This window comes from Aquimarina algiphila, assembly GCF_947494415.1.
Taxonomy (GTDB): domain Bacteria; phylum Bacteroidota; class Bacteroidia; order Flavobacteriales; family Flavobacteriaceae; genus Aquimarina; species Aquimarina algiphila.
This window is the reverse complement of the sequence record NZ_CANLVC010000009.1, coordinates 240,691-257,656: the sequence shown is the minus strand read 5'-3', so window position 1 is coordinate 257,656 and position 16,966 is coordinate 240,691. Positions and strand designations below refer to the sequence as shown.

Sequence of the window (16,966 nt, the reverse complement as noted above, 5' to 3'; positions counted from 1 at the left end):
CGTTTTATGATTTTATTCTGTTCTCAAACTTTTTATAGGATTCATATTTGCTGTTTTAAATGACCTAATACCTACTGTAAGCATCACCATAATGATTGCAGCAAAACCAACAATCATAAAAATCATCCAGGAAATATTAATTTTTAATTCATATTTTGATAACCAATTATCTATAAAAATATAGGCTATAGGAAATGCAAGAATGCAGCCCAAAATCATGAGTACCATAAAATCAGCTGTCATAAGTCTAATAATATTTTTGAGAGAAGCTCCTAATATTTTTCTAATTCCAATTTCTTTATTGCGTTGTTCTGCCATAAAAGAAGAGAGTCCAAAAATCCCCAAGAGACTTATGAAAATGGCCATTATGGATAAAGAAGAAGCTAACTTGGCTACTTGTTCTTCACGCCATAATTTAAGTCCGAATTCTTCATTAGCGAATTTGATATTAAATTCTCCGTTAGGACTAAAACCCTGGAGTACTTTGGTCACTCTCGATCTACTTTCTGAAACGGATAGATCGGGATTCATTCGCATAGTGACAAAGGGTAGATTAGCCTTTCTCATGGTAAAAACTGTTGGTTTTACTTTTTCAAAAGGTGATTCCATCACTAGGTTTTTACAAACTCCTACAACTTTATAGTTAACTCCTTCCCATCGAATCATCTGATCTATCGGATTTTCAAATCCCATATACTCAACCGCAGATTCATTAAGAATTATGGCTTCTGTATCTGTTGAAAAATCTCTAGAGAAATCTCTTCCTTTTAAAATTTCCCATGCAGTAGTTTTTCCAAATTCGGGAGTAACTCTTAACGTGATAAAATTATCTCTTGATTCAGGGTTTTTACCTTCCCATTCAAAGCCAGAATTCATTGTCCACATTTCGGTTATAGGTCCAGACGATTCTGACATTTCTACAATTCCCCCAGAGTTTAAAAGATTTTCTCGCATAGCAAAAAAATGTCCTTTCAATTCGTTTGATCTTTTTTGAAAAAAGATCAGATTATTCTGATCATACCCCATAGGCCTATTTTTACCTAAATCAATCTGTTGATAAATAAAAACTGTACAAATTATTAAGCCTATAGAAATTGCGAATTGTGTAACAACCAATCCTTTTCTTAAAACAGATTCTTTTTTACTGTATGTTTTAGTTCCTTTTAGCGCTTTGACAGCTTTAAAAGAAGACAGATATAAAGCAGGGTAACTTCCTGACAAAAAACCTATTGCAAGAGTAAAAACAACAATTGCACTTATAAAAATTGGATGCAACCAAGGGATTTGTATTACATCATTTGTTAAAGTATTAAAGGTTGGAAGAAATAAACGTGCTAGGACCAGTGCGATTACTACGGATAAAATCACCATTATATAGGTTTCTATCAAAAACTGTTTTACCAATTGGCGATTTGATGAACCTATAGCTTTTCTAACTCCAATTTCTTTTGCTCTTTTTGCAGATCTTGCCGTACTCAAGTTCATAAAATTTATACTTGCCAGAAGCAATATCAATACTCCGATGATTGCAAAAAGGCGAACGTTTTTAAGTCCGGTTCCTATTGCTTTTCCATTCTTAAATTCCTGATATAAGTGCCATTTTTCCATAGGATGAAGGAATAACTCTGGCGTTGATATATCTTTTGTAACATTATATAGGGTATTCTTTATTTTTTCTGACACTAGATCCATGTCAGTTCCTGAGGCAATTTTAATATATATTGGAAAAGAATTGTTCCCCCAATCTTCTCTTGAATTTTTCACCCATAACTCCAGGTTTTCAAACAATTGAAAAGAGCCATAAAAGGAAATGCTTTTATATGTTGAGTTCTTAGGTAAATCTTCAAAAACACCAACAACTTCGACATCTACATTTTCATCCAAGCGAATTACTTGTCCAACTCCCGATTGATTTCCAAAAAGTGCCTTATTTGCAGATTCTGATAGATATATTGTATTTGGTTCTAACTGGCGTTTTAAAGTTCCTTGAATTATGTTTAACCCCAGTATATCAATACCTCCTTCTTGCATAAAAAGACCTCTTCGTATTACAGTTTTATCACCAATTCGTAAAGAACGTTCTCCTCCATATGAAGAAACCACCACCTCTTCTAAATCATCAGCAAAAAGATTTTTTAATTCCTGCCCTAATGGAACTGGATTAGAAACTTCTGTGAAAATACTTCCATTATATTGTCTGTTTTTATGAAGTAGTCCTATTCTGGTATAATCCTCATGATAATGATTGGCACTTAATTCATCTACCAACCAAAGTCCAACCAAAATTGCTGCAGCCATACCTGATCCTAAACCCATAATATTTAGAATTGTATATAGTTTATTTTTTGATAAACTTCTCCACGCTATTTTGATATAACTTTTAAACATTGTATCTATTTTTAATTAACCCTATTCGTCTCTTAATGCGTCCACAGGATTTCTATTCGCTGCAATCATAGTTTGGGTACTCACTGTAAAAATGGTTACAATAAGCACTAACACTCCGGCTGTAAAAAAATACCAAAGATTTAGTCCTGTCTTATAAGCAAACCCCGAAAGCCAATTATTAATTAGCATGTAGCTTATGGGTAAGCCTATAACAATGGCTACCAGGACTAGTTTTACAAATTCTTTGGATAATAAAAAAGAAATATGTGCACTACTATCACCCAAGACTTTACGAATCCCAATCTCTTTCTTTCTTCGTTCTGCGGTAAAGGATACTAGTCCAAAGAGACCTAAACATGAGATAATAATAGCTAGTACAGCAAAATAACGAGACAACTTAGACACTCTTTGTTCTGCAACATAAAGTTCTTGATAATTCTCATCCAGAAACATATAATCAAACAAAAATCCAGGGTTATATTTTTCATAAAAATCCTGAAGTGACGCTAAGGTTTCCTGTTCTTTACCTACTTCAATTTTTACCATAAACTTAGTAAGTCTTTCAGGCCATAAATTGACAATCATCGGTTTTATATCTTCATGAAGAGATTCAAAATGAAAGTCTTTTATTACTCCTATAATTTCTCTTTTTTTATTTCTAAACCCGATAAACTTACCAACAGGATCTTTCAATTGCATTCGTTTGATAGCAGATTCATTAAGGATAACTTTAGTATTTTCTTCGCTAAAATCTTTTGAAAACGATCTGCCTGCTAATATTTCAATATCTAACATTTCAATCAAACCATAATATGCTATCATGTTTTGAAATTGAGTATAATCATTAGGGTCTTTTCCTTCCCAATCAAAACCTCCTACACCCCAACCATCTCCAGTCATTGCATTACGAGTACTTGATGCATCTGTTACTCCCGGGATATTCTTAAGTTCTGCCAAAAAAGTATCTATATGATTATTATCCAATGTTTTTCCTTCTCGACTAAAATGGATAATTTGTTCTTTGGTGTACCCTAAGTTTTTATTTTGGATATATTCAATTTGTTTATGTACTATTAATACAGATACAATGAGCACTATCGAAACCGTATATTGAATAATAACCAGCCCTTTACGTGTCCATACTTCCCCAACAGAAGTGTTTAATTTTCCTTTTAATATGGTAGCAGGCCTGAAACCCGATAAATACAAAGCAGGATAACTACCGGATAATAATCCAGTGAATAATGTGATCCCTAATAATGCCAAAACAAAACCAGAACTTATCGTCATGGAAAGTTGTTTTCCGGTAATTTGATTAAACTCAGGAAGTAATAGAGTAACAAAAATCATTGCTAGCAATAGAGCTATAAACGCAATTCCTACGGCTTCTGTCAAATATTGAAAAATAAGTGTTTTCCTATTTGCTCCTATAGCTTTTTTAATCCCTATTTCCTTAAGTCTTCTCGAGGCTTTTGCCGTCGACATATTCATAAAATTAATACAAGCGATAACTAGAATAAATAAGGCTATAATAGAAAACAGTTTTACATATGTAATTCTGCCACCAGCCTCAACACCATTTTCATAACTCCCGTATAGATACTCATCTGTATATTTTTTTAAGAACGGAGTGCGATAAGATTGCCCCCTATTGGTTTTCTTGCGAATAAAATCATGAATCTTGTCATTAAAAGCAACAATATCGGTACCAGGCTTCATACTTAGGTATACATATGTTGATTGACTTCCCCAATGCAAAAGATTCGTTTGAGAAAGTGCTTTTTCTTCATAAGAAAGTACAAAATCAAATCGTTCTGAAGATCGCTGTGGAACATCTTCAAAAACACCAGCAACGGTATATTCTTTTTCTTTCTGAAATTCAATATTTTGTCCCATTGCGTCTTCTACAGAACCAAAAAGAGTTGTAGCTATAGTTTCTGATACGAATATGGTATTTGTATTTGACCATATATCATTTTTATCTCCCTTGATAATAGGAAAAGAGAATATTTTAAAAAAATCTTTGCTCACATAATGACCATCTCCTTTAATAGATTTGTCTTCTATAGAAAGTGTGGCATTTTGAGGATATTTTACTACCTGGGTTGCCATATTGATCTCTGGCATTTCTGCCAACATAAGCGGCGCTATATTTCCTGATGTAGTAGAACCTACTTTTGTCACTTGTGGAAATTCGGCAAGCTCCATCAAATGAAAAATATGATCACTATTCTCGTGAAACTTATCTGTATGCAATTCATCGTTTACCCATAGATATATCAAAATAGAGCATGTTAATGCAGTGGATAGTCCAATGATATTTATAAAAAAAGATGCTTTGTATCTTTTAATACTTCTTATATACAAAATGAAATGATGTCTCAACATAGCTGTAATTTTTTGATTGATAATGAGTTATTCTGCACGTAAACTTTTTATAGGGTTCTGTAATACTGCTGAAATTATTTTGCTGCTCACTGAAAAAAGCACTATAAATAAAGCCAGCAATCCTGCTATAATGAAATAGGTAAATTTGATTCCCTCATGATATGCAAAAACATGTATCACTTTGTTGGCGATGAAATAAACAGTAACAAGTCCTAGTGTTGTAGCGATACTAAATAATATCATGTACTCTTTAAGCAGTATTAGAAAAATGTTTTCTACATTGGCTCCCAATACTTTTCTTATGGCGATCATTTTTTGCTGTGTCTTTAATGAAAAAGAGACCAGGCTATACAGCCCAAGTACTGCCAGTAGGATGGCCAACACCGAGAAAAAAATAAAAATATTGATGGTACCTTTTAATGAATTCAAATAATTACTATCAAATTCATCATCCAAAAATCTAAACTCTATAGGGTTTTCCGGGAAATTGTTGTTAAAAAGTGTATTGACTAATGCTTGGGTTTCTGCCCTTTTATCTGAAGCTACTTTTATGGTTACATATGAGCTACCAGAACTTTTATCCATAGAAAGGATCATAGGTGGGATTTTCTTAAATGCCGTATAATCGTTAAAGTCCTTTACCACACCGATTACTTTTAAACGACCATTATCAATTTCTTTACCTAAGGCATTTTTCCATCCGAACAATTCTAGAGCTGTTTGATTTATAATGCAAGCACTTTGGATATCTGTAGCATAATCTTCAGAAAAACCTCTTCCTTCTGTTAGTATCATTTGATAGGTATTCAAAAAATCGTAATCTACCCTATGTAACCTAATCATAGCCTTTCCGTTGGTTGTATTTCCTTCCCAATCCATACTCTGATTACTTCCTCCGCCGAATGGAGCAGAATCTGATATAGAATAATTAAGAACATTAGGATTTTGTAGTAATTGCTCTCCTATAGTATTAAGTACTTCTCTGTTTTCATCATTTGTAATTTCTACATGTGACACCAATAAATCTTCTTTTACAAACCCAATATCTCTTTGTTCTATATATTTAAACTGTTCTATAATAAGTATTGAAGTAAATACCAATGGTATTACTAAAACTAACTGAAAAACAACTAAGGCTTTTCTTAAACCTGCACGACGTTTTATTGATGAATTACCTTGAAGAAAAGAGGAGATTTTTAAAGATGAAAGAAAGAAAACCGGGTATAAACCAGCCAAAATACCTATTAGAAGCGTTCCAAGGGCAGCATATACAAAAAACGGCCAATCTTGACTAAAAATAATCGATAAATTCTTTCCCACAATTTTATTAAAGAGTGGAAGAAATAATACTACCAAACCAATAGCAAGAATAAAAGAAATAGATACCATAACTAAGGACTCAGTAATAAACTGATATCTTAAATGACTTTTTGTACTCCCCATCACCTTCTTAATTCCTATTTCTAATTCCCTTTTCATGACCTGGGCGGTAGATGAATTTATGTAATTTAGCAGAGTGATTAAGACTGTGAAAATTACAACAGCAAGAAAAAGATACAAGACTGTAATCTCACTTCTATTGCCCCCACCTCCTCTTACCTTAGAAGTTTTCATATAAATATCGTTAACAGGTCTTAGACTAAGCAATTCCTCAATCCCATCTTCTAGTGTAAGATGATCTGCTAAAACTCCTTTTATTTTTTCTGATACATTATCAATTCTTGCATTACGATCCAACCGAACATAAACAGATGCATTATTTACACTCCATCCTGCATCAAGCGTATTTTTTGTTATAGTTTCATACGAACTAAAAGAAAGTAGATAGTCAATCTTTAAGTGAGAATTATCCGGATAGTCAGTAAATATGCCCGTAACTATACAGTCATATTTTTTATCAATACGTACTGTTTTTCCAATAATATTATTCTCTGGAGAAAGCTTCTTGGCTAATGATTCTGACAATACTATACTCATCGGGTTTTCTAAAGCACTGTACTGATCACCTTTTACGAGTTTTAGCGTAAATAGTTTAAAAAAATTATGATCTGCAAACAATCCATTTTTCTCATGATACATTACATCATTAATACTTAGATAATTTGTTGTAGTTCTTATACTGGTAGCATTAGTGATTTCTGGAATAGAACTTTTTAATTCACTTGATAATGCGTAAGGCGAACTATCCCAAATATCACTTTGGATACTACTTACATATGTTCTTTCTACTCTAAAAAGCTTATCATAATCATTATGAAATACATCATAACTATTCTCATGGCTGATATAAAAAAGCATCAAAATCACAGCCGATAAACCAATAGTAAGCCCACCGATATTTACAACAGAATACCCTTTGTTTCTTTTTATATTTCGCCAGGCGATTTTGATATAGTTTTTAAACATAATTATTCTTTTTTGATATTTTACTCCGTTCGTAAGCTTTTTACGGGGTTGACTATAGCGGCCTTAATGCTTTGATAACTTACTGTCAATATCGAAATACAAACAGCAAGAAAAGCTGCTGTAACAAATACCCACCAACTAATTTCTATTCGATATGAAAAATCTTCTAACCATTTACGCATAGCAAACCATCCTAAGGGAAGAGATATCAGTATTGCTATCCCAACAAGTTTCAGGAAATCAATGGTAAGTTTATATGTAATATGACTTACACTTGCTCCCAATACTTTTCTCACACCTATCTCTTTGGTTCGTTTTTCTGCATTAAATGCCGCCAGACCAAATAACCCAAGGCAAGCAATTAAGATAGATAGAATGGTAAATATGATAAAAATTCGACCTAACCGTTGTTCTGCCCGATAGGTCGTATTGAAAGATTCATCCATAAAATAATAATTAAAAGGCTGACCTGGAGATATTCTGTTCCAGATTGTTTCAATTTGTGCTATGGTATTAGAGAAATCTCCTGCATTTAGTTTTACTGCCATTGATCCAAAACTATTATTCAGAGAAAGTCCTAACGCATCAATATCCCTTCTTAAAGATTCATAATGAAAATCTTTAACAACCCCAATTACTGTTCTAAATACGACCTCATCTTCTCCATAATCAGATGATAATCTCATCCCCAATGCTTTTTCTGGGGTCACCCCCAAGATTGCCACTGCAGATTCGTTTAAGATCATGGCTGTTGAATCTGTACTAAATTGTCGATTAAAATCACGGCCTGCAATAATTTCTAAGTTTAGAGTTGACACATAGTCAAAATCAACATCCCAATCATTCATATTGATTGCTTTTTCATGATCATCTTTTAATCCTTCTCGATAAAATGTACTATTCCCTCGAAATGAAGGTGTTGGTAAAAATCCGCTAATCGAGGTACTTCTTACCTGACTTAATTGCTGTACCTCTTCTTTAAAAGATGCTATTTCATTTTCGGTAACATACACATCATCTATAATTAAAACCTGATCTTTTGTAAATCCTAAATCCTTGTTTTGAATAAATTTTAATTGCTGAAAAACAACTAGAGTACTTACAATCAAAAAGATAGAAATAGCAAACTGAAAAACAACAAGAGAATTTCTGATTTTTCCTCCTCCAATATTATTTTCTGCTATACCTTTCATTGCCTGAATAGGTTTAAATTTTGACATAAAAAATGCAGGATAACTCCCCGAAAAAAGACTTAATAACATTACTGAAGCCAGTAAAATCAACCAGAAAAAAGGATTGGTAAATGGTATAGAAATTTCTTTCCCTGCAAGTTCGTTAAAAAAAGGAAGTGCTACAGAAGCTACTATAATAGCTAATACTAATGATATAAAAGAAATTAAACCAGATTCTATTAGAAACTGCCTAATGAGCTCTGATTTGTTAGAACCTAAGGTTTTGCGAACTCCTACTTCTTTTGCTCGTTTTAGAGAATGAGCAGTAGACAGATTCATAAAATTAACACTTGCCAGAATGATTAGAAATAATGCAATAAAAGAAAGGATATAAACATTTTGAACATCGCTATTTACACTTAATTCTGGATATCTGTTAGAATATAGATGAATATCTGTTAGGGCTATAGTACTAAAATTAAGATAGTTTCCAGACGCCAAAAACTGTTCTTCTGTTATCCCTGGTGCATAATTTTGAACACCCGGAATTACGTAGGTGCCTAATGCAGATTTTAAAAAAGTATCAAAATCTTTAATATCTGATCCCGATCTCAGTTTAATAAAAGTTGGATAATTGTGGTTTCCCCATTCGGTAGAAAAAGAATCTTCATTTCCCGCCATTGCAATAAAAATATTGTGGTTTCTAATAAAAGAGTTCTCTGGCATATCATCTATAACTCCTACCACTGTATAGGTATCCCTATTATCTAATATCATATTTTGCCCTAAAGCTTCGCTTATCCCAAAGTGTTTTTCTGCTGCTGTTTTGGTTAGGATCAAAGTATTAGGTTCTTTTAGTGCTGTCTTGGGGTTTCCTACCAACAAATCAAGACCAAACATCTCGAAAAAAGTAGTATCCACATAAGTTATTCCAACCTCTTTAACATTTAACTCGGCATCACTTTTTCTTACAAACATACTCCCCAAATTCCTAAATCGCGTAGCTACTTCTATCTGTGGATAATCTCTTTTCATCGCTTGGGCCATTGGAGCTGACACCTCTGAATATTCTTCGGCATTTCCTCCAAACTTCACATCTACATTTATCCTATAAATGCGATCAGCATCTGCGAACATTTTATCAAAACTTAATTCATCGTAGATATATAAACAAATAAGTAATCCTCCAGCCATACCAATGGCAAGTCCAAATGTGTTTAGGAAAGTAAAAAAAGGTTGTTTTTTAAGACTCCTCCATGCTATTTTTAAATGATTTTTAAACATAACCTTTGTTTTTTGATGATACCGAAACAAGTTCAGTATAAGTTGATGAATTATTCTGTTCGTAAGCTTTTTATAGGGTTTACTATCGCTGCTTTTATAGCTTGATAACTTACCGTTATAAGTGCTATTACAAGAGCTAAAATTCCCGCTAAAACAAATGTCCACCACGAAATGTTTACTCTATAATCAAAATCTTCTAACCAATTATTCATGAAATACCAGGAAATAGGCACCGCCAAAATGATAGAAATTAAAACCAGTTTTATGAAATCTATCGAAAGAAGTGTAGTAATACTCCTAACCGATGCCCCTAAAACTTTTCTAATCCCGATCTCTTTAATTCGATTTTCTGCCATGTAACTAGCAAGACCAAATAGCCCTAAACAAGAGATAAAAATGGTAAGCAATGTAAACATGCTTACAAGTTGACCTGTTCTTTTTTCGCTATCAAACTTTCTAGCATATTCCTGATCGACAAATTGGTATTCAAAGGGGTACTCAGGATTATACTTCTTAAAAACAGTTTCTACCTCGGCAAGGCTTTCTGAAGTATTACTGGTTGTATTAAGTTTTATATGGATTACATTAAAACCTGCTTTAGCACCTTCTATAACCATGGGCTGAATTCTTTGGAAAGGAGAATCTAATACAAAATCCTTTGTTACTCCTACAACATGCCATTCTATTCCATTATCCTTAATAATCTGGCCAATGGGTTCATCAAAATTCATGAGTGCTACTGCAGATTCATTAATGAGTGCTGCGGTAGAATCTGTTGGATATTTGTTTAAATCAAAATCACGTCCTGCAACAAGTTCAATACCAAGTGTCTCTTTTATATTTTCATCCGCAGCAAATCTTTGAACAATGCGCTTATTTTCTTTATCTTTTCCCATCCACTCAAAATTCCAGGTATTACTCCAACCCTCTGTCACAGGCGAACTGGTTCTTGTTATAGAAGTAACAGCATTAGATGCCATAAGTTCCTCCTTAATAAGCGAATAGTTTTTTTCTGCATCCCCTTGAATTATTGAGTAAATCAAGTTGTTTTTTGCATAACCTGTTTGTCTATCTTGTACCTTTTTCAACTGTTGCATAACAATAATGCTCGAAGTGATTAATATAATGGCCGCAGAAAATTGAAGGACTACCAAAACTTTTCTTGGTGTAACCCCCATTTTTGACTTTGCAAAAGTTCCCTTTAATACCGAAGAAGGCTTAAATCTAGAAAGAAACAATGCAGGGTAACTACCCGCTAGAAGACCTGTAAAAACTATTACTACTATAGTTGATCCCCAAAACCAAATATTAGTCAAATCCAATGATAATGGCTTTTCTACTAATGTGCTAAAATGAGGTAAGGCTATTAAAACCATAATAAAAGCAAATACTGCTGCAATGAATGATATCAGTACGGATTCTCCTAAAAACTGGCTTACAAGGGTTAATCTTCTCGCTCCTACAACTTTACGAACACCTACTTCTTTTGCTCGTTTTTCACTACGAGCTGTACTTAAATTCATAAAGTTGATACAAGCTATTATCAAAATAATAGCAGCTATAATCCCAAACATTCGAATGATATCGATTCTACCTCCTATTTCTTCACCATTTTCAAAATTTGAATACAACCAGGAACGTGTAAATGGATACAAATAAGTAACCATTTCTGGAGAATCTTTATCATATACTTTTCTTAAGTTTTTAATTTTTTTAGAGAATGAGTTGTAGTCTACTCCTTCTTTGAGCATCACATAGGTAGCAATAGAATTATTACCCCAATATTTATCGTCTGAGCCTCGTTGTTTTAAATAGGCCCAAGGCATTAAAAAATCAAATTCAAAATCTGTATTTGAAGGTAAATCCTTTAAAATACCCGTGATCATAAAACTATCGGCATTATCTACCTTAACGGTTTTACCCACTGCTTCTTCATCCCCAAATATCTTTTTAGCAAAAGATTCTGTAATAACTACCGAATTAACCCCCTCCAAAACGGTTTCTAAACTACCTTCTACTAGCGGAAAACTAAATATTTTTAAAAAATCGGGATCAACAATTTTACCTGTACTCTTTATTCTTTTATCATCTTTTGCAAATAAAAATTCAGAGTCCCAATTTACTCTTGCAACGTGTTCTACATCGGGATAATCTTTTTGTATGGCAGATGCCATAACTTTAGGTGTAGAATTCCAGGTCCATATTTCACCGCCCACAGGATATTGATTATATACTTGATAGGTACGATCTTTATGTTCATGAAATTGGTCAATACCTATTTCAAAATTGATCCAGATGACAATAAGCGCTGTAACAGCCAAACCAATGGATAGTCCAACAATGTTTAATACCGAGAAACTCTTATTTCTGAGTAAATTTCGCCAAGCAATTTTTAGATAATTTTTTAACATGATTCTCGTTTTTTCTATACATTCATTATTCTGTACGTAAACTTTTTACGGGGTTCGTTAAGGATGCTTTGATCGATTGAAAACTCACAGTTACCAGGGTAATTCCGACCACAGTAATTCCTACAAGTACAAAAATCCACCAACTAATACCTGTGCTATAAGCAAATCCCTGTAACCATTCGTTCATAGCCCACCAAGCTAATGGAAAAGCTAACAGAATGGCGATCAAAACCAGTTTTATAAAATCTTTTGAAACCATTCCCACAATATTAATCACACTTGCTCCCATTACTTTTCTGATACCAATTTCTGAAGTACGTCTTGCAACCGTCAAAGTTGCTAATCCAAACAGCCCCATACAGGCAATAAAAATAGCCAGTAGAGAAGCAATATTTACGATCGATTTTGAGCGCATCTCGTTTTTATATTGGGTAGATAGCGCTTCATCCAAAAAAGAATATTCGAATTCTTGAGATGGATTGATCTTTTCCCAAGTATCTTTCAAAACGGCGATACCAGTAGTCATATTTTGGGTATTCAGTCGTACTGAAATTCTTGGTTGTGAATTATATTTCGAACTTGCATTCTCAATGGTCTCTAAAACAGGGCTTGGATTTATAGTGAGCATTAATGGCTCAATGCTATGATTGAGTGATTTAAAATTAAAATCCTTCATAACACCTAAAATTTTTATCTTGAATTTATCATAGGAGTTTCCCACAGGATTTTGGAGTCCGAATGCCTTAACAAAAGTTTCGTTGACCAATACACCATTTTGAGCGTCACTAGCATTCCCTTCTTGAAAATCCCTGCCTTCCTTAATTTGAATATTATACGTTTTCAAAAAGTCATGATCTACCGCATTAAAATTAAATTCACGGTATGAATTTTTACTATCGGTAAACCCTAATTCGGCCCATCCATTTTCGATGAAACTAAATATTGACCTTGAAGCTTCGGTAACTATGGGTTGCTTTCTAAGTTCAGCAATGTATAAGTCACCAAAGGTATCGGCCTGTTCTCCCGACATGTTGGTAGGCACTACTACTATTGTATCTTTTTGATATCCGAGATCTTTATTGACCAAATAGTCTATCTGTCTCCCTATTACCAAGGTACCAATAAGCATCACTATAGAGGTAACAAATTGAACTACTACTAAACTTTTCCCAAACAACCCCATAGAAGTTCCTTTTCCCATTTTTCGTCTTAAAACTTCCATTGGATTAAATTTTGAAAGTACTATAGATGGATAAATCCCAGCAATAAGAGCAATAAAAAGGACGAGACCAGATGCTATACCTAAGAAACTGATATTGAATGATAAATTCAATTGTTTATTTGTAAGGTCATTAAAGGTATTTAGAAGTATAAAAGAAAGAAGTATACCGACGAGTACGGCTATCAAAGTAACTAATAAGGCCTCTCCCCAAAACTGCCGTATAATTTGCTTGCGAAATGCACCTAGAACCTTACGTACTCCAACTTCAGTTGCTCTTGAAAAGGAACGTCCTATCGCTAAAGTCACAAAGTTAATACAAGCTAAAAGCAGTACCAAAAAAGCAATACATCCCATTACATAAGAGTACTTTGGATTAGAAATAGGTTCAAACCCTGGTGGTAAAGAAGTATCTAAATGTATTTCAGTAAGTGGTTGTAAATTTAGAAAGAATGTATTCTCCTTATAATTATCACCTAGGTATTGTTTGATTACAGTCGGAAATTTGGCTTCCAATTGGGTAACAGATTGACCTTCTTGTAATAATAAGTAAGACTCTACAGATACATTGAACCAGCTTTCTCTTGCTCTTTCACTAAAAAACAAAGCTTCATTTTCTAAGGAAACAAGAATTTCGAATTGAATACTTGATTCTTCAGGAGGATTGGCTACTACAGCAGAAATTTCGAAAAACTTAATCTCTTCATTAAATTCTAAAGCCAGGGATTTTCCAATAGGATTCTCATCACCAAAGTATTTTTTTGCAGAAGATTCGCTTAATACCATCGTATTAGCCGTTGCAAAAGGATTCGCAGTGTTACCTTTTAAAATATTGAAATCAAACAGTTGAAAAAAGCTAGGGTCTACCGCTCGTATCGATTCGTTAAATTCATTATTGTTTCCTTTTACCAAACTATTGAATCGAAATACCCGACTTCCCTCTTCAATTTCGGGAAAATTAGTTTTAAGAACTTCTACCATTGACACTGGTGTTGTAGTATTTACAAAATCTTCTTTTGGTCCATAGTTCTCATATTGCCATACCCTATAAATTCTATCCGCTTTTGAATGAAAGTGATCATAACTAAATTCATTTTCTACAAAGAGTGCTATTAATATAAAACAGCATACTCCAACAGATAATCCAGCTATATTAATGATGGTATACCCTTTATTTTTTACTAGATTTCTCCAGGCTATTTTGACATAATTTTTAAACATAACTGTTTGTTTTTTGACTTTGATACTAAAACAAGTTCTGCACGAGTTGATGTATTATTCTGTACGCAAACTTTTTAAAGGCTTGATTAAAGCCGCTCCAATAGATTGATAGCTAATTGTGAATATTGCGATAAGTAAAGCTATGATAGCTCCTTCTACAAATAATTCCCATCCAATGCTCATCCGATAAGCAAAATCTTCTAACCACCTAGACATCATATACCAGGCAATAGGAATCGAAATAAGTACCGCGACAAAAATTAGTTTTAAAAAATTTATAGTGAGTAGTTTATAAATACTCCTGAAACTGGCGCCTAAAACCACACGAATACTTATTTCCTTTTTTCGTTGTTCTACCATAAATGCAGATAAAGCAAAAAGACCTAAACATGCTACTAATATGGCCAGAAAGGCAAAGGCATTAAAAATCTTACCTATACGTTGTACATCCTCATGCATAAGAGCAAAATCCTGATCTAAAAAAGTATATCTGAAAGATTGATTTGGAACTTTCGTTTGCCAGACAGCAGCAATTGACGATAAAGCACTATCAATCTGCGCCGAGCTTAATTTAACAGAAATAATACCTTGACTATTTCCAACAGCCATGACTAGCGGAGTGATATCTTCTTTTAAATTGTTTAAATGAAAATCTTCTACCACACCTATAATAGTCTTGGGTCTTCCATTTGTAATTATTTTTCCAATGGGGTCTTTTAAACCTAATTTGGTAACCAATGTTTGATTTATAATGACATTCTCGATTGAATCCGATGCAAAATCAAGAGAAAAATCTCTTCCTTCCTTTAATTTAATTCCCAAAGTTTTGAGATAGTCATGGTCTACTCTCCAAATTTGTCCACCAATAGTTGTTTCTCTCTTACCATCTTCCCAAAACTGATTAGTATTTCTTTTCGTTCCTTCTATAGGTAGATATTCACTTATAGTTACATGCTTTACTTCTGGAAGTTGTAAAAGTTGATCTTTAAAATTTTCTACCTCATCACCCAAGGTACTTGTACCCTTTACGACAAGCACCTGATCTTTGCTATACCCTAATTCTTTATTTAGGATGAAATCCATTTGTTGATGGATAACCAAAGTCGAAATAATTAATACTATAGAGGTTGTAAATTGAAATATAACCAGTCCGCTTCGCAATTTTCCACTTTTACTTCCTATACTTAAAGACCCTTTTAAAACTTGAATTGGTTTAAATGAAGATAAATAGTATGCCGGGTATAATCCAGCTAAAAAACCAATAAACAATGAAGAAGCTACCATTATTAAGATAAACCACCATTGATCCCAGGGAATAAATAGACTTTTTGAAGCAACAGAATTAAACATAGGTAAAAGCAGCCATGCCAACCCGATACCGATCACAAAAGAACCTAAACTAAAAAGAATAGACTCTACCAAAAATTGTGAAACCAGATTGTGTCTAAATGCACCTATTGTTTTACGCAAGCCAACTTCTTTTGCTCGATTTGCAGATTTAGCGGTAGAAAGGTTAATGAAATTAATACATGCTAGTATTAGAATAAATCCGGCGATTGCAGCAAAAAGCCATGTAAAGCGAATATCACTATGCTTTAAACCATCTTGAATACCTCTTGACCTTAAGTGTATTTCATGAACAGGTTGTAATTTATATTGTAATGATTTTAAATATTTAATATCGTCAGCATTTCCATTTTCCTGCTCTATAGGTATAAGATACTTCTCTACTACTGAAAGAAGTTTTTGCTCTAATTGTTGAACATTAGTCTGATCATTTATCTTAATATAAGTGTAATAATTAGTTGCTCTCCAATTTTCGTTCTCACCGGGATAAAAATCTCTCCCTTCCATTGTTATGATAAAATCATAATCGAAATGTGATTTTGCTGAAGTATTTTTCATTACTCCAGTAATCTTATATGGTTTATTGGTATCGTTATCTAAAATTAAAGTATTACCTACTGCATTTCCATTTGGAAAATACTTATCTGCCTTATCTTGCGAAATAACAATAGTAGCTGGTTCTGAAAGTGCATTTTCTATCTTTCCTTCTACAAATGGAATTTCAAATAATTCTAACAGTTCCTGATCTGCAAATATGAAGTTACTTTCAAAATAATTTTGTATCTCCCCTTCTATACGAAGTTGCTTATTTCCGGCACCAAAAAGTTCACTGGTTAAATACCTACCTGATTTTTCTATTTCGGGGAAATCTGTTTTCAACGCCTTAGCAAAAGGTGCTTGAAACCAAGTTACTCTTTCTTTATCTCCATCATATACCCCCTCAGAATAAACTCTAAATACGTTATCTTTTTCAACAATATGTTGATCATAACTCAACTCATCTTGTATAAACAATGCAATCAAAGCACAAGCAGCAATACCTATAGCTAAACCTCCTATTTTTATAAAAGTGAAGAGTTTTTCATTTTTTATAGTCCTCCATGCTATTTTTAAATGATTTTTAAACATAA

Annotated in this window: 7 protein-coding genes; all 7 read right to left on the bottom strand. The window is 33.3% G+C overall.

Features of this window, described 5'->3' with window-relative positions; genetic code table 11:
- Positions 1 to 12: 12 nt before the first annotated feature.
- The 7 genes from PQF96_RS22610 to PQF96_RS22580 are packed head-to-tail and all read right to left on the bottom strand — an operon-like array spanning position 13 to position 16,964.
- Positions 13 to 2,388 carry an FtsX-like permease family protein gene (locus PQF96_RS22610; RefSeq protein WP_271768577.1) on the bottom strand — a complete coding sequence of 792 codons (2,376 nt, stop codon included), beginning with the start codon at positions 2,386 to 2,388 and terminating at the stop codon, positions 13 to 15.
- A 21-nt stretch (positions 2,389 to 2,409) separates the two neighbouring features.
- Positions 2,410 to 4,776 carry an ABC transporter permease gene (locus tag PQF96_RS22605; RefSeq protein ID WP_271768574.1) on the bottom strand — a complete coding sequence of 789 codons (2,367 nt, stop codon included), beginning with the start codon at positions 4,774 to 4,776 and terminating at the stop codon, positions 2,410 to 2,412.
- Between the two features lie 27 nt (positions 4,777 to 4,803).
- On the bottom strand, positions 4,804 to 7,182 hold the full coding sequence (locus tag PQF96_RS22600; protein ID WP_271768571.1) for an ABC transporter permease: 2,379 nt from the start codon (positions 7,180 to 7,182) through the stop codon (positions 4,804 to 4,806).
- Between the two features lie 20 nt (positions 7,183 to 7,202).
- Positions 7,203 to 9,638: an FtsX-like permease family protein gene (locus PQF96_RS22595; protein ID WP_271768569.1), complete on the bottom strand. Its 2,436-nt coding sequence runs from the start codon at positions 9,636 to 9,638 to the stop codon at positions 7,203 to 7,205.
- Positions 9,639 to 9,688: 50 nt separating this feature from the next.
- Positions 9,689 to 12,049, bottom strand: coding sequence for an ABC transporter permease (locus tag PQF96_RS22590; RefSeq protein ID WP_271768567.1), 2,361 nt, complete (start codon positions 12,047 to 12,049; stop codon positions 9,689 to 9,691).
- Positions 12,050 to 12,074: 25 nt separating this feature from the next.
- Positions 12,075 to 14,489 (bottom strand): ABC transporter permease, encoded by a 2,415-nt coding sequence (locus PQF96_RS22585; RefSeq protein ID WP_271768565.1) that lies wholly within the window; start codon positions 14,487 to 14,489, stop codon positions 12,075 to 12,077.
- Positions 14,490 to 14,543: 54 nt separating this feature from the next.
- The gene (locus PQF96_RS22580) at positions 14,544 to 16,964 is read right to left on the bottom strand and encodes an ABC transporter permease (RefSeq protein ID WP_271768562.1); all 2,421 of its coding nucleotides are present in this window, start codon (positions 16,962 to 16,964) and stop codon (positions 14,544 to 14,546) included.
- Positions 16,965 to 16,966: the final 2 nt, after the last annotated feature.

Excerpts from the sequence above, each read along its gene's own strand:
- PQF96_RS22610 (WP_271768577.1), bottom strand. The coding sequence starts at position 2,388 with ATGTTTAAAAGTTATATCAAAATAGCGTGGAGAAGTTTATCAAAAAAT.
- PQF96_RS22605 (WP_271768574.1), bottom strand. The coding sequence starts at position 4,776 with ATGTTGAGACATCATTTCATTTTGTATATAAGAAGTATTAAAAGATAC.
- PQF96_RS22600 (WP_271768571.1), bottom strand. The coding sequence starts at position 7,182 with ATGTTTAAAAACTATATCAAAATCGCCTGGCGAAATATAAAAAGAAAC.
- PQF96_RS22595 (WP_271768569.1), bottom strand. The coding sequence starts at position 9,638 with ATGTTTAAAAATCATTTAAAAATAGCATGGAGGAGTCTTAAAAAACAA.
- PQF96_RS22590 (WP_271768567.1), bottom strand. The coding sequence starts at position 12,049 with ATGTTAAAAAATTATCTAAAAATTGCTTGGCGAAATTTACTCAGAAAT.
- PQF96_RS22585 (WP_271768565.1), bottom strand. The coding sequence starts at position 14,489 with ATGTTTAAAAATTATGTCAAAATAGCCTGGAGAAATCTAGTAAAAAAT.
- PQF96_RS22580 (WP_271768562.1), bottom strand. The coding sequence starts at position 16,964 with ATGTTTAAAAATCATTTAAAAATAGCATGGAGGACTATAAAAAATGAA.